The following is a 24,164-nucleotide window of genomic DNA, read 5'->3' as shown; positions in this document are numbered from 1 at the left end:
CCGCAGCGTGAAGATTTTTTAGAAGAAAAGTAAACAGAGAGGAATAGGTGTACCTATGAAAAAAACGATTAGTACCATTCTGGCAGCATCTTTATTCAGTTTTGGTCTTTCTTCTGTATCAGCTGCACCACATGACTTAGGAAAAGAAGTATTGCAGCCAAAAGATGGCTGGGCCTCTTTTGGAAATGGAACAACAGGCGGGTATAAAGCAGATAAAAATCATATTTTCACTGTTACAAATAAAAACGAATTGATTCAAGCTTTAGGCGGTGATAATAAATCGAACGGCAAGAATGATACACCGAAAATCATCTATGTAAAAGGGACAATTGAGCTTAATGTAGATGAAAACAATCATCCGGTTGGTCCGGAATATTATGCGGCGGGTACAGGGTATGATTTTGATGAATATCTAAAGGCATATAATCCTGAAGATTGGGGTTATGAAAAGGAAGTAGAGGGTGGCCTCGAGGATGCACGTGCCGAAGCTCAGAAGAAACAAAAAGAACAAATTGTCATCAATGTTGGATCAAATACGTCCATCATCGGAATTGGCGATGATGCCAAAATCATTGGCGGAAGTCTGATCATGAGCGGAGTAAAAAACATCATTATTCGCAATATTGAGTTTGAAGCACCGCGTGACTTCTTCCCGCAATGGGATCCAACAGACGGAGATTATGGTGAGTGGAATTCCGAGTACGATAATGTTTCCATCACCAATAATACTGAAAATGTTTGGATCGATCATAGCTCGTTTACTGACGGCGAAAACACAGATGCGTCTTTTGGAAAATACTTTGGCCGTACGTACCAGCAACATGATGGATTATTAGACGTAACGAACGGTGCAAACTATGTGACGATTTCATATAACCAATTTGAAGACCATGATAAAGTGATGCTGATAGGGTCAAGTGACAGCAAAACAACTGATAGAGATAAATTAAAAGTGACAATCCACCACAATTACTTTAAGGATTTAACGCAGCGTTTACCAAGAGTACGTTATGGACAGGTTCATGTCTACAATAACTACTATGAGTTTACCAATGATTCTGACTACCCATTCGACTATGCATTTGGCGTAGGGGTTGAGTCAAAAATCTATGCAGAAAACAACTATTTCAACTTTGATTATGATGTAGATCCATCTCGCATTATTCATTATTGGAAAGGAACCTCCATATATGAAGATGGTTCATTTATTAATGGATCGAACAAGGCAAGTAAAGTAGATCTTGTTGCAGCACATAATCAAGGAAATGACGTACAGCTTAATGAGAATGTTGGCTGGACACCATCCTTGTACACAAAGATACATCCAACCCAGGCTGTTCCTGCCCTTGTAAAGGCAAAAGCGGGCGTAGGAAAGATAGACTAATATCTGAAGACTCGTTCAGTTTACATGCTGGCGGGTCTTATTTTATTTGTTATATAGATCCATTTAGAAAATAGGCTAAAGACCGTTTCGTATGCTGACAAACCGAAAGCAAGTACAAATACAATGAACATAAGCAAGCGAAAAACATATTTCGATATCTAAACAAATCATTTTAACCCAAAAGATATCGAAGAAAATGAAGGAGAATGCCCAAACAAAAACCAGACAAATTCATATAAATATAAAGTCGAAAGACGTAAAAAAATAATAACCTTTCACAAGTATTAAAGGTTACTCCTCAGACAACTTCTTCCGTTAACTTAATAAGCAAACGTCCCAATAGGGTAAACTTGTTGGGAACTTTTTATTTTCGCCAAAATTCCATCATTATAGCGGCTCAAATGACTGATCCCAAAACAGATGCAATCTAGTTATTTTTTCTTCAACTTTCTTCCTTTTTATTTATGAGGGGAAAAGACACTTTTCGAAAAAAGGAAATTTCAATCTCATGAACTTCTTTTTAAAGATATCAAATTTCTTTCCTGTTTATAATAATATTCGAAGGTGAGTGAACATGAAAAACAAAATAAAAACAAAAATGATAAAAATACTCAGTGGAAACAGGGAAACTAGATTAACCGTTCAAGTTGCAGATACTCAAGGAAAAAGAGAAAAGGGCTTAATGTTTGTTGGAAAATTACCCGAAAACGAGGGGATGTTATTTGTGTTCTCAAAAAAAATATATGGTGGCTTTTGGATGAAAAACACATTAATTCCTTTATCTATTGCTTTTCTTGATCCAGATGGAAAAATTCTAAAAATACTTGATATGGAGCCTTGTAAAAAGGATAAATGTGCTACCTATAATCCAGGACTTTTTTATCACTATGCACTTGAAGTGAATCTTGGATGGTTTGAAAAGAATCAAATCCAAGAAGGCGATCTTGTAAAGTTTGATTGAATTCACCTCACCTCTAGTTCTTAAAGGTGAGGTGGGTTTTTAATGGGATATTTATGTTAATATCGCTGAAAAGTTTGTCTAGTAATGTACTTTAGCTAGCTGGAGGTTAGTTAAACAATTTATCAATCGAATAGTTTTAAGTTTATAGAGCATTTCTTTGTAATGAGGAATGCTTTTTATCTTGCCTAAAATTAAAAGGATACTTCTATAACAATAATAAAGTAATTTAAATCAATATCTTTTCATTATAAAACAATAAATTATGTGTTAAATTCAAATTGACAATAAATAAATGAGGTGCTTTTTATGAAACGAGGAACAACACTATTTTTAAAGATAGCTGTTATTCTTATTGGAACTCCAATTGTTGCTTTATGTATATTCGGGTTGCCTTGGTTAGCTAATAATCCAGTAAATCCAGATTATGCCTATATACTATATCCCATTTTAATAGGTATGTATGTATCAGCTATACCGTTTTTCGCTGCATTGTATCAGGCTTTTAGACTTTTAAGTTATATTGACAAGAACAAAGCTTTCTCACAAATTTCTGTTAAAGCTCTAAAGAATATCAAATTCTGTGCAATGACAATCAGTGGTTTGTATGTGTTAATGATGCCGTTCGTTTATCTCGTAGCAGATCTAGACGATGCCCCAGGTCTCATAATAATTGGAATGGTCCCTATCTTTGCCTCAATGGTAATCGCAGTATTCGCTGCTGTTCTTCAAAAGCTTTTAAAAGAGGCGATAGATATAAAATCAGAAAATGATTTAACGGTGTGAGGTGGAAACAATGGCAATTATAATCAATATTGATGTGATGCTGGCTAAAAGGAAAATGAGCGTGACAGAACTTTCGGAGAGGGTTGGAATAACGATGGCTAATCTTTCTATATTGAAAAATGGAAAGGCAAAGGCGATTCGATTATCAACTTTAGAAGCGATTTGTAAGGCTTTAGAATGTCAACCCGGAGATATTTTAGAATGCCGAAGTGATGAAGACACCCAATAAGCAAGACTTACACCTATTCAGGAAAAATCTTTGGAGGCACGAATCATGAGACATTAAAACAACTCGTTCGTTTTGGTTGGGAGCAGGCTCTACCCGTAGTCCCTACGGTGAACACTTTTTAGAATCTTGTGCGTTGAACTCACCGCACGTTCTACTCTGCTTGGTTTTCGCTACTTCGATACGTGCGGGGCGACTGAACGTTGAAAATTTTACGTGAAAGACGTTTTTCCTGTCACAACCACCCTGCACAAAATGGAAGTCGGAGTCTTCTCGCCTAAAATGATAAAAGCGGGGCGTATTAATACGATTGTTTCAGGAGATACTTACTGCCAAGGAGGGATTAAATGATTAAAGAAATGAAAAAAATAACCAGTACATTACATCAAATTGAAATGGACTATTGGATTCATCATGCTTTATTCAGTTTTCAGTGGTGGATCATCTTAATCTTAAATGTTATCTTCCTCCTCTTATTTCTTCTGTTTATAGATCGACAAAGGATTTTACTCATTACACTTGCATTTATGATTAGTTTTGTAATCGTTAGTATTTTTGATGATATTGGAGAATACTTCCAATTATGGAGTTATCCTCATCAGTTACTTCAGTTTCTTGCACCACTTACTTCAGTAGAATTTATTATTGTTCCTAGTATTATGGCCTTAATGTATCAGATGTTTAGTAAGTGGAAATTTTTCCTGATTGCTGATTTTATGGTTTCGTTTATCATTTCTTTTATTGTTCAGCCAATTTTTGTTTATCTTGACATCTATAAATTACATAATTGGACTTACTTTTACTCATTGCTTGTTTTATTTGTGATAGGTGCTGTTGTAAAGATCATTATAGATTGTATTAAAATGAAACAGCTTAACCATCTTTAAACATGTGGTTTTAATTTCTGCTAAAACTAACAAAATTAGTTTTCATGACAATATACCTTACGAGAAGTAAAAAAACTTTGGGCAACTCAATAACTAAATTGGGTTGCTTTTTTTGTTGACATAAAACATATCCTAATGTTAGGATATGTTCATCCTATTATTAGGATAAATAATTTAATAATAAATAATATTAGGGTAAAGGGAGAGGGAATTAATGAGTGTTTTATCAATTATTCTTCAAGTTCTATTAGGATTAGGATTCCTAATGTTTGGATTTATGAAGTTCGGATCAAAGCAAATGGTGGAAGGATTTAAGCATTATGGGTATCCAGGATGGTTTAGAGTATTTACAGGAATGATAGAAGTCATATCGGCGGTTTTAGTTATGGCGGGTATTTGGAATAAAACACTGGCTGCTTGGGGTGGATTAATCATTGCAGCCACAATGATTGGGGCTATATTTACTCATATTAAAATGAAAGATACTGCACAACAAATGATGATGCCAATCATTTTATTAATTTTAGGATTGGTAGTGTTACTGATAAACTTTGAATTTTTACTAGGTTAAATACCCCATCAACTTATAGGAGGGATATAAATGGAAGTTAAAATCATTAAACCACAGGACCAAGCGAACGGGCAGTTCGATGGCGGTAAAATAAAAGAGCAAAAACCGATTGGCTTTTCTGGAGAAGGATCACTAATAAATCGGCTAGGACCATTATTTTACTGGGCTTGGGGACACTCTCAGGAACCTGCGGAAATTGGTCTGCATCCTCATCAAGGTTTTGAAATCATCACTTATGTAATTAAGGGTAAGGCTTATCATCGTGATACACTTGGTACAGTAAGTGTTGTAGAAGAAGGTGGAACTCAGCTCATGCAAACAGGCTCTGGTGTGTATCATGCAGAAGCATTTAAAGAACCATCTGAAATGTTTCAAATTTGGTTTGAACCACATTTAAGCCAAGCAATAAAACGAACACCAACTTACTTACAATACAATTCAGAGGATTTTTCCGTAATAGGTGAAGAAGGAGTGACGATTAAGACCATACTGGGAAACGATTCACCCATGAAAATCGTGACAGATGCAGGGATGTGGGATATCGGCATTCCAAATGGAACGGTATATACCCATAGTCTTGCTCCAAACCGGACATTAGCGGGCTTAGCCATCAGAGGGGATGGATTGTTTACATTCGATACAAATCAACCGACTCATTTTGAACATAAGGATTTTGTTATCGTTCAATCAGAGATTGGTGGGGAAGTAGCCTTTCAAGCTTTGGATAAAGACCTTAGAATTTTCCTAATTGAAGTTCCAACCGAAGTTGAGTACCCTTTATACAGAAAACCAAGATAACTTAAATTGAATGTTTAAAATTATTGTAATAGGAGGTTCGATGAATGTATCAAGGAGATGAACAAAGTCAGTTGGATTTGAGATTGTTTCGTGTTTGGATGAAAGCTTTCCAAGCTGTTGCTGAAAACATACTGAAAGATATTGAAAGTCATAATATTAGTAAGGAAAATTTTATGATTCTTGAATTGCTTTACAGTAAAGGTCCGCATCCTGTCCAAAAGATCAGTGAGGCGTTCTCTATTCCAAGTGGAAGTATCACCTATGTCGTAGATAAGTTGGAAAAGAAAGGGCTTGTAGAAAGACAACCAAACCCTAATGATAGAAGGGCTTCTAATGTCGTCCTAACGGAAAAAGGAAGAGCACTTTTTGACGAGATTTTCCCAAAGCACGTTGCAACGATCTCAGAAAATATTTCATTCATTACTAACGAAGAGAAAGAGCAGTTAATTGATTTATTAAAGAGAATTGGAATAGGTGCACAAAATTTACGATAATAAATACAACATAATGGATCGATATTTAAATTCTCATACTCGTTGTTGATTACAATATATGTAATCAACAACGAGTGTTTTTCAAAAGAACTGCCGATATGATTACTGTCCATTTTTTCTGCGAACCGTTATTGTTTCTCCCGCAATCCCCCAGTTATCAGTATTAACCTCATCAATTACTACAACCGTTGTATTAGGGTTTTTACCGAGCACGTCGACTAGTAACTGTGTTGCTCCTTTAATAAGTAATGCTTTCTTTTCTTGAGTTACATTTTCATTTGTGATTTTGATATTTACATATGGCATAACAATGACCTCTTTTCATTTTTTATAATTTTTTGTAATTCATGGGTGCATTTTCTATGTTGGGCTTCTTCTCAAATTGAATGCCTTTTAAAAGCAAGCATGCACCAATTAATACTACACTTGCTGCTCCTATTAAAGCAGCATTATAATCACGGGTGAATGATGATAAAATCCCCGCAATTGTTGGTCCAATCATTTGGCCAACAGCATAGATAGCTGTAAGATGGCCAATGATCCGACTGCTATTGGATGGACTCATTTGGCGTGCCAATGTTGTGGCAAGTGTAGTAATCCCCATAAAGGTGGCTCCAAATAATAATGCACTTATTACCAGACCGGTTTGGGACATCCAGAACACAGGCATCGCAATACCGACGGACTGTATAGTCATTGCAAACACTAAAGACTTAACGTATCCCCATTTTTTAGCCAGAGATGACCAGGTGATACATGATGGAACAGCCGCCAACCCTACCACCATCCAAACGAAGGTAGCATCGCCACTAAAGTTTGAGGTCTTTTCAGCAATGGATACGATAAACGTACCCGTGACGATGTAACCTAATCCTTCCAAGCCGTAGGCTGCAATCAGCCAAGGGAGCCATTTGACTGGAGGTACCTGTGTGGAAATTTCTTGTTTAATCTTTCGCCCGCGAATGAGGGGGGCATCTTTGAGCCAGATCCATACTAAGAAAGCAAAGATTACACTTGCGACAGCCAATCCTATCCAAGCGCCTTCCCACTTAAATGATTGGTTTAAACCCGGAATAATCAAGCCGGTAAAAAAGATTCCAAGCCCTACTCCTCCGTAGAAAAAGCCGGACCAATTTGTCTGGTCTCTGGCAGCGAGTTTATCTAACACGATGCTGGAGGCTAAAACAAACACAAAGGCACTGGCGATTCCAGAAAGAAAACGAAGTACATACCAAATTAAATAAGAATGAGATAGACCCATACAGGCAGTGGTTAAGATACTGATGGTCAGACTTAATCTCAAGGAAAGCGTTCTGTGCTGCCTCAAAGGGATGACCCCTGCTAAAATTGCTCCAAGCAAATATCCTGCGTAATTGCTGGTGGCAAGGTAACCGGCTATTGCATCTGAAAAAGAGAGATCATTTTGCATGATTGGAAGAATGGGGGTATAGGCAAACCTCCCAATTCCCATAGCAATGATTAAAGACAATATTCCTCCTATTAAAAAGAGAAATGAATGTTTAGTCAAACCCTCAACTCCTTTGAAAGATTAACCTATATGTATCATATCCCTTTTTTTGCTATATGGTATAATACAGAAAATAGATACTTGCCATCTGTTATTGAGATAGCAAAAAAAACGATACACAAACAAAGGGAGATGTCTTATGGATTTACATGCCTTAAAGGTTTTTCAGTCCGTTGCCGAAATGGGGAGTATTTCAGGGGCAGCACGGGAGCTAAATTATGCACAATCAAATATCACTACTAAAATTCAGCAGTTGGAAACTCAACTTCAAACAACTCTGTTTTATCGACATAATCGTGGCATTATCTTAACAGCCAAAGGGAATTTGTTACTGACATACGCTGAAAAAATTTTTCAACTTATAGAAGAAACTAGTAAAGTGATGAAAGATGACCAGACACCAAAAGGCCCTTTGATTATAGGATCTATGGAAACAACTGCTGCAGTTCGCTTGCCGTCACTACTTACAAAATACCATCACGATTATCCCGAAGTAGACCTAACTTTAAAAACAGGGCCAACGGAACAAAATATCCAAGGAGTTCTTAATTATGAATTAGATGGAGCATTTGTAGCCGGGCCTATTGATCACCCTGAACTGATTCAGAAAACAGTAATAGAAGAGGAATTGGTGCTTATCACAAATACGACTCATCCGTCTTTGTCATCTATCAAAGATATTAAGACTCGGACTCTGCTTGTATTTCGTACTGGATGTTCCTATCGGGTAAAACTCGAGCAATGGATGCACCAGGAGGGGGTATTTCCTAATAAAATTATGGAATTTGGCACACTTGAAGCAATCCTTGGCTGTGTATCTGCTGGTCTAGGCGTCAGCCTGCTCCCTATTTCTGTCATCCAAAAGCACGTAGAAGATGGAAACATTAGATATCATCCAATTCCGGGCCCATATGGAAAGGTAAGAACAGTATTCATCTACCGAAAAGATACATTTATGCCTACATCTTTAATAAAATTCATAGAAATGTTTAGTGATGAGAGAAGTGTTTTAATGTAAACACTTCTCCATAAACATGAAAAGTCATATAATTCCATGATGGAACTGCTTTGTTCGTCTCATACCAGGATGGAGTTTTGACATCTTTTCACTGAGGATTAGGACGAGCAAAATGTCCATAGCAGTTAGTGTTTCTCTGATATAGCTCCTTTTTTTGATACGGGAGCATTTTTGCCTAATATAACAGAAAAAACAACAATCACTGCTATTACAAGGGTGAACAATGTGATGGATTCATCTAGAAATACTGTTGCAAATAGAATCATTAAAAATGGTTGTAAGTATTGAACCTGACTAACTCTTGCGATTCCGCCCATAGCCATTCCGCTATACCAAGCAACATAGGCTAGAAATTGACTAACCACTGCGAGATAGATAAAACTAACCCAAGCATGTATTGGGGCATGGATCATTTCAGTTGTAAGGTTTAGCCCAACTGGAATAATGAAAAATGGAGCACCGATCATAATTGCCCAAGCAATCACTTGCCAACTGCCTAATTCTTTTGCTAATTTCCCACCTTCTGCGTAACTAAGTCCAAGTATAAGCACGGCTGCTAGTAAAGCTAAATCGGCAAATTGTAATTGACCGAATCCAAGATGAAGTGCATACATCATAACAGCTAAAGAGCCGATTATACTTGAAATCCAGAATTGGAGAGAAGGGATTTCACCTGCTCTAAACATAGCAAATCCGGCTGTTGCTAATGGTAACAGGGCTAATTCCACAGCGCCATGAGAAACAGGCAAGGATTCCATTGCCCAAGAAGTAAGGAGAGGAAATCCTAAAACTGCACCAAAAGCAACCATAAGTAGACTTTTGAATTGGCGAGGAGAAGGCAGTTTTTCTTTTCGAGCAATCAATACCACAGCTACTAAAATAGCGGCAACAACTGTTCTTCCTAAACCGACGACCGTAGTCCCAAAATACTCTACTGCAATACTTGTAGAAGGGAGCGTTAAGCTAAAACAAATGACACCCACTAATCCCAACAATAATCCAAATTTCTCCTTGGTTTCTCTCTGCATCTTTCCTACCCCTATCTTTTAATTTCGTATCATATCTGTACCATTTTCTGCTGTTCTAAAAAACAGTTCTGCTATAATTAACATGATAATGGGGTACAAACAATAAAATAAATCATTTTTTTACCCATCTGTACTGGTACAATTAAAGGGGAAATAATATAATGAGCCCAAAATATATCAAGATAATGGAAGAAATTAAGCTTCGGCTAGCAGATGGATCGCTTATTGCAGGCAGTAAACTCCCTTCTGTTCGTCAGTTATCTGAGTATTTTTCATGCAGCAAAAATACGGTCATTAAAGCATACGCCGAACTAGAAAAAGAGCATTTCATTTATTCTGTTCCTAAAAGCGGCTACTATGTTGTGAATGAATTTCAAAAGGCAACGAATGAAAATGAAGTGATTGATTTCTTGTCTGCTGGTCCAGATAAAAACGTTATGCCATATCTTGAATTTCAGCATTGTATGAATCAAGCAATTGAACAATATAAAGAAGAGCTTTTTACATACTCTGATCAACAAGGGTCTTACTCATTGCGAGTACAGTTAGTGAAATATTTGCAGAATTTACAGGTGTTCACTCAACCTGAAAGAGTAGTCGTTACATCTGGCTCACAGCAAGCCCTTAATTTATTAGTTTCTATGCCATTTCCAAATGGAAAAAACAACATTCTAATCGAACAGCCTACTTATTTCGGATTTATTGAGTCCATCAGTCTGCACCAAGCTACTACCTTTGGAATTGAGTTATCGATGGAAGGGATTGATCTTGACCGTCTGGAATACATTTTTCGAAACAATGATATAAAGTTTTTCTATATTATCCCGAGATTTCACAATCCTCTTGGACATTGTTACACGAATAGTGAAAAGAAAAAAATTGTTGAGTTAGCTGAAAAATACGATGTATATATAGTGGAAGATGATTTTTTAGGAGACCTTGATCCAAATGCGAAATCAGATCCTTTATTTTCTTTTAATCCTTCTGGGAGAGTGATTTATATTAAAAGCTTTTCAAAAGTTTTTCTCCCGGGGTTAAGGATTGCTGCGGTCGTTCTTCCTGCATTAATGATTAACCATTTTTTACGATATAAATTTAGTTCGGATTTTAATAGTTCAGCACTTTCTCAAGGTGCTCTTGAAATTTATTTAAAAAGTGGTATGTTTAATAGCCATCTGAAAAAAATAAAAGAGGTATACCGTACTAAAATGCAAATCCTTCAAGAAGCATGTGAATTATTGCTGCCGGCTAATACTCATTTTTCTAAACCGATTTCAGGATTCTACCTCTCCATCAGTTTGCCCGGGAATGTGACAGCAAAACAGGTAGTCCATATGTTAAACGAGCAGCATATATATGTTGATGATGCCTCTAGAATGTTTTTACCAGAATATAAAAAGGGAAATCTCCTTCGATTAAGCATCTCTCAAGTGAACGAAAGTCAAATTAAACTAGGGGTAGAGCGATTGGCTCACTGTATAGCTTTAATTGACAGTAGAAAAAATCATATTACTCCAAATAACTTTTTACTCTTTTAGTATGGGTAAGTTTAGATAGAAAGTAGCATTAGCGTTATGCGAATTTCCAACGTTAAGAAACTATGATCAAAACGGTTGTGAATTAAAACCCTCTCAAAACGATGATTTTTGAGAGGGTTCTTCAATTCATTTGCCATGGCCGTTCTTTGGTCATGGCAAATTTTCTATATCAATCTATATAGATAGGGAATGGAATTGTACCATTAACCTTCCAGTAGCCCTTGTGCTTGCTCCAGTACTTTTTCTCCGTTCATCGTTCCATAATACATCGAATTAATCACATCTACTTTAATACCATGAGGTTCAGCTTTCGTTTTAATTTTTGATGCAAGATAACGAACTTGGGGTCCAATTAAGATAACATTTGTATTGTCTAAATGATTTCCTAACTCAGCTTCCGATGTTGCATCGATTGTTGCAGTTACACCTTTCTCTTCTGCAGCTTTTCTCATTTTTTGAACTAACATGCTCGTAGACATGCCTGCTGAACATACTAACATAATTTTCATGAATCATTCCTCCTATTATTTCATTCTTTCATACAGCTCAATAAATTCTTGTGCCATTTCTTTAACAGTCATAGCAGTCATTAAATGGTCTTGTGCATGTATAAGCAGTACGGTAGGATTTTGTCCTTCACCGCTTGCTTCTTTTTGCAATAACTTTGTTTGTGCGTGATGAGCTTCTAAAAACTCTTTATCGGCTTCTGCTATTTTTGCTTTAGCTTCCTCAAATTTGCCTTCTTTAGCTAGATGAATGGCTTCCATTGAAGAAGATCGTGCATTCCCTGCGTGAAGAATAATTTGGAAAGAAATCTCCTCTAAGCTTGGTGACGCCATGTTTTCTGTACTCATATCAAATTCCTCCTATGCAGCATCGTTTTGTTGTTTCATTTGAGTGCGGTCCGCCGCTTTGATGAACGGAAGGTATAACACTGTTGCAATGGTAAAGTTAATGATTTGCAGGATGACTCCTGACCATGAACCTCCTGATACTAAATATCCGCTGATAAACGGTGGAGTTGTCCAGGGTAAAATGGCTACCGTTTTCGGCACAAACCCTAAGCTAATCGCAAAATAAGAGCTAATTGTTAAAACAGTTGGAATGAGAATAAACGGAATTAACATCATCGGGTTTAAGACAATCGGCAGCCCGAATAAAACAGGCTCGTTAATATTGAATAATCCAGCAGGTGCCGAAAGTTTTGCAACTGAACGGTAATGCGCTGACTTAACAACTATAAAAATTGCAAGGATAAGCGATAGCGTTGTTCCTGATCCTCCCATGAATACATAAGAATCAAAGAAAGGTTTTGTGACAATATAAGGAACATCAAAAGCACTTGTACCTGCTGAGAATAAACTTTGATTTTTCTCAATTAAAGGCAGATAGATAGAGTCCATGATTGGACCTAAAATGTTTGTGCCATGCAATCCGAAGAACCAAAGTAAATGGTTGAGGAATGCAAAGATGATGGCTGTTGGCAAGGAGTCTGATAACGCCTGCAATGGTTTTTGAATACTATTAAAGACAACCTCGTGTAAGCTTGTGTTTCCTAAAACCGTAAGTAATGCTTGAAGCAATCCTACCAAAATTAAAATGATTGTTGCTGGTAATAAAGCTTTAAAAGATTTAACAACACCATCGGGTACACCTTCTGGCATATTAATGGTCAGTTTCGATTTAATCAGAATCCGGAATAATTCTGTTACGACAAGGGCCGTAAGAACGGCTACAAACAGGCCTTGTGCTCCTGTCCATGCGTATGAAATTCCCCAATCCTTTGTAACGGGAGTTAAAATCACAAGGGAAGCAACTGAAATCAAAGCGGCTGACAACCCATCTAAATCATAAGAGCGGGCCAGTCTATAGCTGATAGATGCAGCGACCAGCAAACCTAATATGGCAAAGGAACCATTCCAAACGTTTCCTCCAACTGTCTTCCATTGCTCGCCAAACAAGCTGAGCATGAAATTCTGGAAAGCTTCTGAAGGAAAGTTATTAATTAAGATGGCTAAAGAACCGACAATAATAAGAGGCATGATTGCAACGAACCCATCACGAACTGCTACTAAATGTCGCTGGGAACCAATGCGGCCGGCTATCGGCATGAACTTTTCTTCCATTAACTGCATGACTTTACTCATAGAAAATCCCTCCTTATTTTATCTGAAATTGTGGTAAGTAATCTTTATGTACTTCTAAAAGCTCATCCAAGAGAATTTTGGCTTTCTTTTCACTTGGTACAAGCGGATTCATGACCATTGCTTGATAAGCTTTTAAGTACTCTCCAGAAACAGATGCTTCGATGACAAGTTGCTCAAATGCTTTCATTTGTTGGATGATACCTTTAACAGATAACGGTAATTCACCGATGGCGATAGGTTTAGGACCGTCCTTTGTAATAACCGCATTTACTTCGATGACAGAATCATTCGGCAAATCAGTAATGGCTCCCTCGTTTAAAATGTTAACGGTTTGAATATCACCTTTATTGTTATAAATGCTGTTCATAAGACTGCATGCTGCATCGCTGTAGTAGGCTCCGCCTCTTTTTTCTAGTTCTTTTGGCTTTTCTTGCAGCTTTTTGTCCTGATATTTAACGAACAGCTCTTTTTCAACCTCTTTTACTATTTCTGCTCTTGTTCCATTTTCTGCAAATGCTTTTAAGTCCTTTTCCAAGACGTCCTCCGTTTGGAAATAATATTGGTGATAAGGATTTGGCAAAAGATTTAATGATTGAATAAACTCTTTTGACCATCCCAGCGAAACGATATTGGCAGGTGAATAATCCATCTCTTTATTGATGAGTTTCTCAATCACTTCTGCTGTTCGGTTCATTCCTTTGATTAGAACTTTGCGCCCAAATACAAAATGATTTATTCCGACAAACTCAATTTCTACATCCTTTGCCTCACAATTCATCATTTCAGCTACACTGTTTTTCATGTTAAAAGGAATGTTACAAACCCCAATTACCTTTTTATGCGGACTGTATTTTAATAAAGCCTCCGTTACCATGCCTGCTGGATTCGTAAAGTTAATCAGCCATGCGTCAGGGCAAATTTCATGAATGTCCCGGCAAATATCCATTAAAACAGGAATCGTGCGAAATGCTTTAAAAATGCCTCCTGGCCCGTTTGTTTCCTGACCAAGTACTCCATGGGTCAATGGAATTCGTTCATCTTTTTCTCTTGCGTCTAATCCACCAACACGAATTTGAGTTGTAACAAAGTGAGCATTTTGCAGTGCTTCTTTTCGATTAAGCGTCCAGGATATTTTGATTGGAAGGCCTGATTTCTTAATCATGCGGGCTGCCAGTGCTCCGACAATCTCCAGCTTTTCTGATCCGCTTTCTATATCTACAAGTGCTAGTTCAGTAACTGGGAATGATTCGTATCTGTGAATAAATCCTTCTATAATCTCAGGCGTATAACTAGAACCGCCGCCTATGATTACGATTTTTAAACTCATAAGTATTCCCCCTAATAAAGTTGTAAGCGATTACTTGAATAAAATTTATCATAACAAGTTAGAGTTGTCTATACCAAATTGTAATAACAAATAAAGAAATTTTTATAAAAATATGATTTGTTATTACAATTAATATTTTTTTTGTAGTAAACTAAAGAAAAAGTCCATATTTGTCTTTATCATAAGAGGGCAAAGAAGTACGAAGGAAAGGAAATAATTTTATGGATCTTGAAAAAGAAGGGAAATCCTTACATTCAAAAGTGAAAGAAGAAATCATACGACTAATAAAGGAAGAAGAGTATAAACCCAATACGTTGCTGCCTACAGAGGCTGAATTCTGTGAAAAGTTTGGAGTCAGTCGGACAACCATTCGGACAGCTTTGCAACAGCTAAGCACAGAAGGTTATATTTACCGGGAACAGGGAAGGGGAACATTTGTCTCCGATAGTAAAGTGAAACAAACTTTATCAACGACCGATGTAAAATTCGGAGAGCAATTGATGACACAGGGTAAGAAACCTTTGATTAAAGTGTTAAGTCTTCAGGTGGTCCCCGCTGATGAGTTCCTGGCAGGCTTATTTCAGTTAAAAGAAGGGGATCCAATCAATAGGCTGGAAAGAATTCGCTATGCTGATGAAGAGCCTCTTCAATATGAAACTGCTTATTTACCTTGGTATAAAACTCCGGGCTTGGATAGAGAGGAGTGCGAAAAGTCGCTTTACAAGTTATTGGACGTACAATTCGGACTCATCATCAAAAAAACGGTTGAACAGCTGGAATTATTTTTGGCGGATGAAGTAATTGCGGATAAACTTAGTATTTCTGTAAATACACCTTGTTTCTTAATGGAAACATATGCTTATTTAGAGGACGGAACCCCAATCGAATATTCGAAAGCTGTTTTCCGCGGTGATCGCGCAAACTTTGTTATTGAAAGAAATTACTAACCCAATTTTTGATTTTGAAGAATTTATATTTAAGAGGGAGGAAACTGAAGTGATTCAATTGATTGTTAATGCCGATGATTTTGGTTTTTCGAGGGGAGTGAATCATGGAATCATCGATGCACACCGTTATGGTATTGTGAATTCCACAACCATGATGGTCAACACACCGGGAACAGAACATGCGGTAGAGTTAGCGAAACAACATCCTCATCTTCGAGTAGGGATACATCTTACTCTTACTTTCGGAAAGCCGGTGAATCAGTATGTTCCTTCACTCATTGGTGAAAACGGTTTCTTTAGAGTGGATAAAAATTACGAAAATAACTCCGGCGTGGTATTGGAGGATGTAAGGAATGAGTGGGATGCTCAAATACAGAAGTTTTTCTCTTTTGGTATTGCACCTGCTCATATTGACAGCCATCATCATATCCACGCATGGCCTTTTCTGGAGCCGGTTGTAAAAGAGCTGGCAGAGAAGTATAAATTGCCTGTAAGAAATGCGTTCAAGAACAAAGTAGAGGGAATTCAATTATTATCGGATGTATTCCTTGATGGTTTCTACGGAGAAAATGTAGGCATAGAGTTTTTCACCACTCTTCACCAAAAAGTGCAAGATCATGTAACGCTGGAAGTGATGTGCCATCCTGCATATGTTGATACGTTTTTAAAAGAAAATTCTTCTTACTGTGATAAGCGGCTTAAAGAACTAGACGTTTTAACCAATATCTCATTACAAAGTGAACTTTCTTTAGTTTCTTTTGGATAGTTCTCATTTTTGAAATGTGGATCTGTATGGATATCTTGAAATCTTGAGCAAAAGTAAAGAGAATCGAGATATATAACTATTTAACTGTGTATTCAGGTCTTTCTTCCCTATTTGAATATTTTTCATTAACTTCCACATTTTTACATAAATCCAAGGTATAATTTTTTTATAAAATAATAGTTTGGATGGAGTCTTAATGAAGGAGAAAGAAACAGTTATCAACCAATTTGTAAATCAATATAGTCATAGACTAGCCAAGTTTGCCTTTTCCTATGTCAGGGATCAACAATTGGCAGAAGATATTGTACAGGATGTCTTTATCAAGTGTTGCCAACACTTCGATACATTCAGAGGAGAGTGTCCTGTAGAAAAGTGGTTATATAAGATTACATTCAATGAATGTATGGATTATTTGAGAAGCAGTCATTTTAAGAGAACAGTTCTTACAGAGCATTTTGATATGTTGATACAGGAACATACACGCCCTGAATGGAAGGTAATCGAACAATTTGATAAAGAAGAATTACTCAAAAACATATCGGCCTTACCTGGAATATACGAGGAAGTCATCATTCTTTTTTATTTTAAATACCTTTCCCTTAAAGAAATACAAGAGCTTTTACAGATTAATATATCTACAGTGAAAATAAGATTACATAGGGCAAAACATTTATTAAGGATGATGTACTGTGAGTAAACAGTACATCATCCTTATTTGTGGCATTTCGGGTAACTTTTTAATATGTTCTATAGATAAAAAAGGAGCAAATCAGATGATAACAAAACCAGCCGGATTTTGGAGACGGAAGTACTGATGGATGGTCTTATTAACTAAACTCTGAAGCCGACATAGTGTGAGTCTCGTTCTGTATCCCATGTTTGTTTCATTTGTCTTTTGTTAGCAGCTTGTAGTTCTGAGCATAGTTGATCGATATCTACTTTATGTTCATAATGCCATTGTAAAGCAACTGAAGTGTATAATTCATTAAGCTGGGCAAATGAAAAACCTTCTGTTGAATTGACGACTCTTTCTATATTCTCCAGTGACATAAATTGATCAATTTTTTTCTTCAGTAAATAACTGAACCGTAAATCATGAGTTGGCAGTTTTATCTCATAGGCTCTATCAAAGCGACCCGAACGATTAATCAGGGCGGGGTCTATTTTTTCAGGATAATTGGTGGTACCAATTAAGAAAATCCCTTCTTTTGAAGTAGCTCCATCAAGAATATTTAAAAATACAGAACGAACCCCTTCAGGCATGGAGTCAATGTCTTCAATCACTAAAACCATCGGTGCCATTCTAGCCACTGAAGAGAAGACTTCCTGAATGGAGTAGCTTGATGTATACTCTGTAATCTGCCAGTAGGCAACAGGAGCTGTGATACTATTTGCAATCGATTTAACGAGAGTTGTTTTTCCATTTCCGGGTTTTCCGTAAAAAAGAATTCCCCTCCTATAAGGAATGTTATAAGTTTTAAAGAAGTCGCGACTTTCCGAGAAGAACTCATCGATGGACCGGTAAATTTCTTTTTTTAAATGCTCGTCTAGGAAAACCTCTTCCCGTGTTACCAATGAGGTGATTTTCTCTTTTGTGCTTTCAACACCATTCTCAGTATCTGTAAATACAGTTACATGATTTTTAGTATATTCCCGTTTTCTTCTTAAAACGTACTGAAGAAATTTAACTAAACATTCATTATCTTTTGCTAGAATAAAATCATGGGTAGTTTCACTATGACTTTGAAAGACAGGGGTTCTAGCTAAAGCCACTTGATAATCAGGATAGTAATAAAGGGCATTTGTTATTCTTGGTTTAATAATGAGTTCTAACGTTTTGTCGTTGTGGTCAGAAGAAATAGTAAACGCTTCAACTCCATCAAATATATGTGAAAGTAAATTTACCTTATCCGGATTATCCTCAAGGTCTTCCTCTAATACTTCCCAAATTTCGTTTGATGTCTCATCATCACTATACAGCTTAAAATCAAAACCGCATTCTTGAGCCATCTTCTTCTTAATACTATTAATCACATATGCATAATCATAGTAATTGGGCATTGTTGCAGGGTCTATTTCATGAAAATTAATAAGATAATGGGTATTGTTCATCTAAGTTCCTTCTTTCATTCCGTCTTATTGGAAGTTACGTGAATGATCCTATTTTACTTTAAAAAAGGAATTTGGTAATAGTTTAAAATATTACTAAGGGCGTAAACTATTCTGAATGATCTTTGGAGAAACAATTCAGGTCTTTCATTGTTCCAAAGGCGCCAGTGCTTTTCTAATTATCCCCCTAAGCTTTCTGCCAATTGTTTTTCTTTCCACATGACTGTAATCCCGAGGCCGATAACCATAATGACAGCAGCAAAAAGATAAGGATAGTGGATGTTTACGTCAAATAGTATTCCGCCCATCGCCGGTCCGACGATATTCCCTAAGCTCGTATAGGTTGAGTTCATTCCAGCCACAAATCCTTGCTCTTTCCCAGCAGCTTTTGATAAAAATGTCGTTAGTGCCGGACGAAGCAAGTCAAATGCGAGGAAAATGAAGCAAGTTACTGCCAGCACTGCCAAAAAGCTGGAGATCACGGTGGACGCTATCGCCAATATTACACCTGTAATTAAACATAATTGAATCAGCTTCTTTTCACCGAGCATATCAACCATCTTTCCAAACATAAATATTTGCACAACAACGCCGAAGATTGCGCTTATCGTAATAATGGCTGCAATGTCCTTCGGTGCGAAGCCGAATTTGTGATCGGAAAATAGGCTAAAAACTGTTTCATATGCTGATAAACCGAAAGCGAGTACAAATACAATGATAAAGGCAATAAAGTAAAGTGGACTGAGTGATCTTTTTAAATCGCTTATAAAGTTTGTTTGCTTTGTATTAGCCGAAATTTCGGCAAGCTGTTCCTTTGTTAGCGGCTCTTTTAAAATAAATATTGAGAAAATGCATGCTAAAAAGGCAATGGCTGCCGCGAAGAAGAAGGGAACTCGGATACCGTATTCTGCAATAAAGCCACCGACGCCGGGGCCTATAATAAAACCAGTGCTAATGGCGGCAGACATATAGCCCATCGCTTTGGAACGTTCCTGAATGGACGTAATATCTGCAATATAGGCAGTAACACCCGGCATAATAAAGGCAGCACTAATTCCTCCAAGCATTCTTGATAGATATAGCACCGATACATTCGTTCCTAAACCAAAGATAAGTTCCGAAACACCAAAAAGGAACAAACCGATGATGATCATTATCTTTCTGCCATAACGGTCGACCCATCGCCCTGCAAGTGGTGATATCAGTAATTGTGTCACTGCAAATACGGCTACAAGATAGCCCATCGTTTTTCCTGATAGATGCATGATATTCATAAAAGACGGCATAACAGGGATGATTAGGCCAATTCCCAGAAATGGAATAAATATATTGCTAAGAAGAATAATTAGTACCGCCTTTTGTTCTTTTATTGTTTTTACCATATATCAACATCTCTTTCTGTCAGAATTATTAATGTGAAATACCTCTCCAAAATACGGTCCAAGAGGCTTCTAATTTATCGTTCAGCCGTTTCTCATCATTGCCGTATACAAGCTCCAGCATAATGGAATCGACTATTCCTAAGAAGGCGAAAGTCGGCGTTTTTGCCGCATCTCCGACTATTACTTTGGCATCAATCCAATCTTGAAATTTACTTTCCAGTATCGCCTGGACCTTCTCTTCGATATCAATTACTTCCTTTTCGATTGTTTTCGCAAGATGTGCTGGCGGAAAAAAAGACATACGCAGCCAAAACTTTAACTGCTCATTTTTTTGGAATAGATCGATGATCAATTGTAGAAATCCGTATAAATCTTTTTCGGGATTTTGTGAATTAATGTTACTGAAATATTGGAGTTTTGAAGATAGCTCAGTCTCTTTCGCATCGCGTAAAACTTGCAGAAAAAGATCATCCTTTCCTTTAAAATGGGCGTAAATGGACTGCTTTTTCATGCCGACTTCTTCAGCGATTAGAGAAAGAGATGTTCCTTCATACCCATGAATTGTAAAATATTTTAGCGCTGCTTCCTTAATTTCGTTGCTTTTCAATAAAATCACCTCGAATTTAACGAACGTTCGTCAGTTATAGTATCAAATTAAATAAAGATAAGCAAGCGTAAAGTATATTTAGATAAAGCGATAACATAAGCAAAAAATGCTTAAAATCATTTATATATAAATATCTACAAGAATATATATGAAGCAAGGTTTCTTATTTTAAATAGATTAAGATTTTCTTTACAAGATGAGCAGCGGACACTTGAATTTTATTTAGACATTTACAGATGAAACGACAATACATTATTCATTTAGATGACAACATTACAATGATATATCAAAGGAATAAATACAAAAAATTATTCTTTGAATAACTTGAAATATTCCGGCCATTGATATTAAAAGGAGAGATGGACAATAGGGAAGAAAGTGTTATTTTTCGGTGATGTAGGAATAGATGATACGATAGCTTTGATATATGCACGCTTAACAGATAAAATTGATATCGTTGGAATTGTAGCGGATTATGGTAACGCACCCAAGATAGAAACAATTAGAAATGTTCGGTATTTACTTCAATCGGTAGGGAGAGAAGACATAAAAGTTTTTGGAGGGGCAGAACATCCCATGACAAGTGAGGCCCCAACATTTTATCCTGAAATTCACGGCCCATTTGGTTTGGGTCCTATCGAACCGGGTTTGGAGATTGAAAAGTTAGAAAATTTCTTTGAGGTTATCCACTTGATTGAGAAGTACAAAAATGAACTCATTATTGTTAACACTGGAAGATTAACCTCGCTTGCAACCTTGTTTCTCTTGTATGAAGAAATGATGAGAAATGTTCATTCTTACTATATCATGGGAGGAGCGTTTCTCTATCCTGGGAATGTTTCACCAGTTGCAGAAGCTAATTTTTATGGTGATCCCATAGCGGCAAACGTTGTTATGAGGTATGCAAAAGGTGGATCTATTTTTCCTTTAAATGTGACACAAAATGCTATTGTCACTCCTGAAATGACCAATTATATCCACTATAAGGGCAAAACTAAGTTTTTAAAACCTCTTTTGGATTATTATTTTTTTCAGTTTTATCAAAAGAAAGTTCCTGGGATAAAAGGCAGTCCAGTTCATGATGCATTGACTCTTATGGCAGTCATTCAAAACGATATGTTTACATACTATCAATCTGCTGTTGTAATCAATACAGCCAATGCTGCAAGAGGTCAAAGTATTGCAGATTTTCGAATGACATATACTCCTGAACTGTTTGATGGGAGACCGAAACACCGAATTGCAATAGACTTAAATTATGAAAGGTTTTATACAGACTTTATGTCAGTCATGACAGGTGAACAATTCTATTATTAAAATACACGTTACTTAAGGTAATGAAATTTGAAAGGCATTTTCGGATGGTAGTCCACCAACTAATGTGAGTTTCTTTTTATTCAACAAAACGGTGGAGTTAAATAACAGATTTCGAAATAATTGATATGAAGTGGCAGGGCAGGATATTGCAATGAATGTGTTGAAAAGATAGGGTCGCATACAAGTAACTGATATAAGAGATTCTGAATGGAATAAGAGAAGGGATTATTAGAAAGTAAATCGACACTTTAAGTTATTCAATTAACAGCACAGTTTAGTTTAATCACTGCATTATTACAAAGGTCTAAATAAAAACAGAAACAAAACCCCGTTCTGCAAGAATGGGGTTTTAAACTGGATAATATATAATCATACTTAATCGAGTTAAGGTTTCCCCTGAATTATGATAGGTATGGGGCCTGTCAGCCTTGAATCTGATAGAATCGCCACTTCTGACTGTATATTCATTGTTATTTACACGTATAGTCAGTTCCCCTTCAAAAACAGTTACAAACTCTTCGGTTCCCTCTCTGTGCGAATCGGAACTTAGGAATCCGCCTTTTTCTATCTCAACTGAATAAACTTCAAAGCGCCTATCATCTTCGAAGGGAAAGTAGGGATGGACTCGATATTTTCCGTTGTCTTCAGACAATGTTTGAATTTCACTTTTTAACACCACTTTTGTATCTGGCTGCGGATTATTTATTAGTGAAGTAAAAGAAATTTTTAATCCATTGGCTATTTTCCAAATGGTTGTAATCGTAGGGCTTGATTCTCCTCTTTCAATTTGACCTATCATCGTTTTACTTACTCCTGTTAATTCTGCAACTCTTTCAAGACTTAATTTCTTATTTTCTCTAAAGGTTTTTAAGTTTTTTGCAATGATAAGATGTATTTCCTCCATAAACACACTCCTATATTAATGTACAATATAACGTCTATGTTATACAATAAAAAGTAAGACGTTATATTGTCTGTTTTGGACATTATAACATACATTACAAGGGAGGTTTCAATATGCCTTTATTATCGTTTTTACTATATATTTTTGTTACCAGTTTTACTCCTGGTCCCAATAATATTATGGCAATGTTATTTGCTAACAAATACGGGTTAAAAAAGACAATTAGATTTTGCTTGGGAGTAGGTGCAGGTTTCTTTGTAATCATGTTATTGTGTAGTTATTTTAATCTTTTGCTTAAACATTTCATTCCAAAAATTGAATTTATTATGACTATCCTAGGCGCGATCTATATGTTGTATTTGGCTATAAAAATTATGACCAATAAAAATAAGGATAAAGACAATGATATGGACAAGAATAACAGTTTTTTAGCAGGTATGCTTTTACAATTCATAAATCCGAAAGGTATTCTATATGGCATAACCGCAATATCAACCTTCATCCTTCCGTATCACACTTCAAATTTCAGCTTAATATTTTTTTCATTATTTCTAGCTTTTGTTGGTTTTATGAGTACTTTCTGTTGGAGTATGTTTGGTTCAGTTTTTCAAAATTTCTTATCAAAGTATAGAAGTCAGTTTAATGTAATTATGGCTTTGTTACTAGTGTATAGTGCAGTTTCGATTCTTGTAGAATAAAACAGGTTTCTTATTCAATTAACGGGAAGCGGTTGCTGCTTAGAGTCATCACTCTTCTTATATTTATATAAAAGAATCGGGCGCTATGGAGGAAGAAAAATGAAGATAATAGAACTACCAATTGAATTTGTATTTAATGGACAAAAAAATTACATTTATCCTAGCTTAATTATATTGAATAATGAACTAACTTTGGTCGATACAGGGTATACAAATTTTTTAACGTTAATCGAAAATGAAATTTTAAAAAATGGATATGAAATGAAGAATTTAAAGAATATAATCATTACTCACTATGATGATGATCATATAGGTTCCTTATATGATTTTAAAGAAAAATATCCTTGGATTAACATTATAGCTAGTGAAATTGAATCAAAATACATTAGTGGTGAGACGAAGTCAGAGAGATTGGTTCAATCCGAAGAAATGCTAGAAAATATGCCAAATGAAGAGATGGAATTTGGTAAATGGTTTATACAGCAATTAAAGAATTTAAAGCATGTTTCAATTGATGAAAAGGTGCATGATGGCGATATGATTTTAGATAATAAATGTAAAGTAGTAGCAACACCAGGGCATACTTCAGGGCATATTTCATTATATTTTCCAAGTTTAAAAAGTGTAATTACAGGTGATGCAGCTGTTAAAGAGATATAGGAGAAACTAATTGAAATTCTTTTTCCCTTGATTCTTAATAATTTTGTTTCTTAAAAAACCTCAATTTAAATCACCTCGAAGGTG

General features: G+C 36.3%; 26 protein-coding genes and 2 pseudogenes. 16 read left to right on the top strand and 12 right to left on the bottom strand.

The window, feature by feature from the left end; genetic code table 11:
* Nucleotides 1-55: 55 nt before the first annotated feature.
* The 8 genes from BK575_RS17025 to BK575_RS16990 all read left to right on the top strand — a co-directional run bounded on the left by BK575_RS17025 (nucleotide 56) and on the right by BK575_RS16990 (nucleotide 6,104).
* Nucleotides 56-1,384, top strand: coding sequence for a pectate lyase family protein (locus tag BK575_RS17025; protein WP_078411917.1), 1,329 nt, complete (start codon nucleotides 56-58; stop codon nucleotides 1,382-1,384).
* Between the two features lie 574 nt (nucleotides 1,385-1,958).
* Entirely contained in the window at nucleotides 1,959-2,345 is a 387-nt protein-coding gene (locus BK575_RS17020) for a DUF192 domain-containing protein (RefSeq protein ID WP_078411915.1), read from the top strand.
* 306 nt (nucleotides 2,346-2,651) lie between these two features.
* Nucleotides 2,652-3,128, top strand: coding sequence for a DUF2975 domain-containing protein (locus BK575_RS17015; RefSeq protein ID WP_078411913.1), 477 nt, complete (start codon nucleotides 2,652-2,654; stop codon nucleotides 3,126-3,128).
* 10 nt (nucleotides 3,129-3,138) lie between these two features.
* Nucleotides 3,139-3,357: a helix-turn-helix domain-containing protein gene (locus BK575_RS17010; protein ID WP_078411911.1), complete on the top strand. Its 219-nt coding sequence runs from the start codon at nucleotides 3,139-3,141 to the stop codon at nucleotides 3,355-3,357.
* A gap of 344 nt (nucleotides 3,358-3,701) precedes the next feature.
* Entirely contained in the window at nucleotides 3,702-4,241 is a 540-nt protein-coding gene (locus BK575_RS17005) for a CBO0543 family protein (protein WP_078411909.1), read from the top strand.
* A 214-nt stretch (nucleotides 4,242-4,455) separates the two neighbouring features.
* Nucleotides 4,456-4,812, top strand: coding sequence for a DoxX family protein (locus BK575_RS17000; protein WP_078411907.1), 357 nt, complete (start codon nucleotides 4,456-4,458; stop codon nucleotides 4,810-4,812).
* Between the two features lie 30 nt (nucleotides 4,813-4,842).
* Entirely contained in the window at nucleotides 4,843-5,610 is a 768-nt protein-coding gene (locus BK575_RS16995) for a pirin family protein (protein WP_078411905.1), read from the top strand.
* Between the two features lie 44 nt (nucleotides 5,611-5,654).
* Nucleotides 5,655-6,104: a MarR family winged helix-turn-helix transcriptional regulator gene (locus BK575_RS16990; RefSeq protein ID WP_078411903.1), complete on the top strand. Its 450-nt coding sequence runs from the start codon at nucleotides 5,655-5,657 to the stop codon at nucleotides 6,102-6,104.
* Nucleotides 6,105-6,206: 102 nt separating this feature from the next.
* Here BK575_RS16990 and BK575_RS16985 read toward each other — a convergent pair whose 3' ends face one another.
* The gene (locus BK575_RS16985; RefSeq protein WP_078411901.1) at nucleotides 6,207-6,410 is read right to left on the bottom strand and encodes a tautomerase family protein; all 204 of its coding nucleotides are present in this window, start codon (nucleotides 6,408-6,410) and stop codon (nucleotides 6,207-6,209) included.
* Nucleotides 6,411-6,432: 22 nt separating this feature from the next.
* Nucleotides 6,433-7,632: a YbfB/YjiJ family MFS transporter gene (locus BK575_RS16980; protein WP_078411899.1), complete on the bottom strand. Its 1,200-nt coding sequence runs from the start codon at nucleotides 7,630-7,632 to the stop codon at nucleotides 6,433-6,435.
* A gap of 139 nt (nucleotides 7,633-7,771) precedes the next feature.
* Between BK575_RS16980 and BK575_RS16975 the strand changes: the two genes are divergently transcribed.
* A complete protein-coding gene (locus BK575_RS16975) occupies nucleotides 7,772-8,650 on the top strand; it encodes a LysR family transcriptional regulator (RefSeq protein ID WP_078411897.1) in 879 nt (292 codons plus the stop codon).
* Between the two features lies 1 nt (nucleotide 8,651).
* Here BK575_RS16975 and BK575_RS29145 read toward each other — a convergent pair.
* Nucleotides 8,652-8,788: pseudogene (locus BK575_RS29145) on the bottom strand (FMN-binding negative transcriptional regulator); the annotation flags it as partial.
* The gene (locus BK575_RS16965; RefSeq protein ID WP_078411895.1) at nucleotides 8,776-9,678 is read right to left on the bottom strand and encodes a DMT family transporter; all 903 of its coding nucleotides are present in this window, start codon (nucleotides 9,676-9,678) and stop codon (nucleotides 8,776-8,778) included. The gene BK575_RS16965 and the pseudogene BK575_RS29145, both read right to left, overlap by 13 nt.
* Nucleotides 9,679-9,839: 161 nt before the next feature.
* Between BK575_RS16965 and BK575_RS16960 the strand changes: the two genes are divergently transcribed.
* Nucleotides 9,840-11,216 (top strand): aminotransferase-like domain-containing protein, encoded by a 1,377-nt coding sequence (locus BK575_RS16960; protein ID WP_078411893.1) that lies wholly within the window; start codon nucleotides 9,840-9,842, stop codon nucleotides 11,214-11,216.
* 203 nt (nucleotides 11,217-11,419) lie between these two features.
* Here BK575_RS16960 and BK575_RS16955 read toward each other — a convergent pair whose 3' ends face one another.
* From BK575_RS16955 to BK575_RS16940, 4 genes are read right to left on the bottom strand one after another with little or no spacing between them, the layout of a single operon-like run.
* Entirely contained in the window at nucleotides 11,420-11,725 is a 306-nt protein-coding gene (locus BK575_RS16955) for a PTS sugar transporter subunit IIB (protein WP_078411891.1), read from the bottom strand.
* A 15-nt stretch (nucleotides 11,726-11,740) separates the two neighbouring features.
* Nucleotides 11,741-12,070, bottom strand: coding sequence for a PTS lactose/cellobiose transporter subunit IIA (locus tag BK575_RS16950; protein WP_235867403.1), 330 nt, complete (start codon nucleotides 12,068-12,070; stop codon nucleotides 11,741-11,743).
* A gap of 12 nt (nucleotides 12,071-12,082) precedes the next feature.
* The gene (gene celB / locus BK575_RS16945) at nucleotides 12,083-13,363 is read right to left on the bottom strand and encodes a PTS cellobiose transporter subunit IIC (RefSeq protein WP_078411889.1); all 1,281 of its coding nucleotides are present in this window, start codon (nucleotides 13,361-13,363) and stop codon (nucleotides 12,083-12,085) included.
* A gap of 13 nt (nucleotides 13,364-13,376) precedes the next feature.
* A complete protein-coding gene (locus tag BK575_RS16940; protein ID WP_078411887.1) occupies nucleotides 13,377-14,690 on the bottom strand; it encodes a 6-phospho-beta-glucosidase in 1,314 nt (437 codons plus the stop codon).
* A 221-nt stretch (nucleotides 14,691-14,911) separates the two neighbouring features.
* Here BK575_RS16940 and BK575_RS16935 point away from each other — a divergent pair, with 221 nt between their 5' ends.
* The 3 genes from BK575_RS16935 (at nucleotide 14,912) to BK575_RS16925 (ending at nucleotide 17,100) form a co-directional block, all read left to right on the top strand.
* Nucleotides 14,912-15,637, top strand: coding sequence for a GntR family transcriptional regulator (locus BK575_RS16935; protein WP_078411885.1), 726 nt, complete (start codon nucleotides 14,912-14,914; stop codon nucleotides 15,635-15,637).
* Between the two features lie 49 nt (nucleotides 15,638-15,686).
* A complete protein-coding gene (chbG, locus tag BK575_RS16930; protein ID WP_078414833.1) occupies nucleotides 15,687-16,403 on the top strand; it encodes a chitin disaccharide deacetylase in 717 nt (238 codons plus the stop codon).
* A 196-nt stretch (nucleotides 16,404-16,599) separates the two neighbouring features.
* Nucleotides 16,600-17,100 (top strand): sigma-70 family RNA polymerase sigma factor, encoded by a 501-nt coding sequence (locus BK575_RS16925; protein ID WP_078411883.1) that lies wholly within the window; start codon nucleotides 16,600-16,602, stop codon nucleotides 17,098-17,100.
* Between the two features lie 134 nt (nucleotides 17,101-17,234).
* On the opposite strand, the gene BK575_RS16920 is transcribed toward BK575_RS16925, so the two are convergent.
* The 3 genes from BK575_RS16920 to BK575_RS16910 all read right to left on the bottom strand — a co-directional run bounded on the left by BK575_RS16920 (nucleotide 17,235) and on the right by BK575_RS16910 (nucleotide 20,501).
* Nucleotides 17,235-18,515 carry an ATP-binding protein gene (locus BK575_RS16920; protein WP_078411881.1) on the bottom strand — a complete coding sequence of 427 codons (1,281 nt, stop codon included), beginning with the start codon at nucleotides 18,513-18,515 and terminating at the stop codon, nucleotides 17,235-17,237.
* A gap of 176 nt (nucleotides 18,516-18,691) precedes the next feature.
* The gene (locus BK575_RS16915) at nucleotides 18,692-19,894 is read right to left on the bottom strand and encodes an MFS transporter (protein WP_078411879.1); all 1,203 of its coding nucleotides are present in this window, start codon (nucleotides 19,892-19,894) and stop codon (nucleotides 18,692-18,694) included.
* Between the two features lie 28 nt (nucleotides 19,895-19,922).
* Nucleotides 19,923-20,501, bottom strand: coding sequence for a TetR/AcrR family transcriptional regulator (locus BK575_RS16910; RefSeq protein ID WP_078411877.1), 579 nt, complete (start codon nucleotides 20,499-20,501; stop codon nucleotides 19,923-19,925).
* A 366-nt stretch (nucleotides 20,502-20,867) separates the two neighbouring features.
* Here BK575_RS16910 and BK575_RS16905 point away from each other — a divergent pair, with 366 nt between their 5' ends.
* On the top strand, nucleotides 20,868-21,818 hold the full coding sequence (locus BK575_RS16905) for a nucleoside hydrolase (protein ID WP_078411875.1): 951 nt from the start codon (nucleotides 20,868-20,870) through the stop codon (nucleotides 21,816-21,818).
* 349 nt (nucleotides 21,819-22,167) lie between these two features.
* Here the strand turns inward: BK575_RS16905 and BK575_RS16900 are convergent, their stop codons facing one another.
* Nucleotides 22,168-22,722, bottom strand: a complete 555-nt coding sequence (locus tag BK575_RS16900; protein WP_078411873.1) for a helix-turn-helix domain-containing protein — start codon at nucleotides 22,720-22,722, stop codon at nucleotides 22,168-22,170.
* A 113-nt stretch (nucleotides 22,723-22,835) separates the two neighbouring features.
* Between BK575_RS16900 and BK575_RS16895 the strand changes: the two genes are divergently transcribed.
* Both BK575_RS16895 and BK575_RS16890 read left to right on the top strand, forming a co-directional pair.
* Nucleotides 22,836-23,420 (top strand): LysE family transporter, encoded by a 585-nt coding sequence (locus BK575_RS16895; RefSeq protein ID WP_078411871.1) that lies wholly within the window; start codon nucleotides 22,836-22,838, stop codon nucleotides 23,418-23,420.
* Between the two features lie 99 nt (nucleotides 23,421-23,519).
* A pseudogene (locus BK575_RS16890) lies at nucleotides 23,520-24,074 on the top strand (MBL fold metallo-hydrolase); the annotation flags it as partial.
* Nucleotides 24,075-24,164 lie beyond the last annotated feature (90 nt).

It is taken from the genome of Priestia abyssalis, assembly GCF_002019595.1.
In the GTDB taxonomy this organism is placed as follows: Bacteria; Bacillota; Bacilli; order Bacillales; family Bacillaceae_H; genus Bacillus_BA; species Bacillus_BA abyssalis.
Note: the sequence above shows the minus strand (reverse complement) of the source record. Positions and strands in the feature narration are given on the sequence as shown.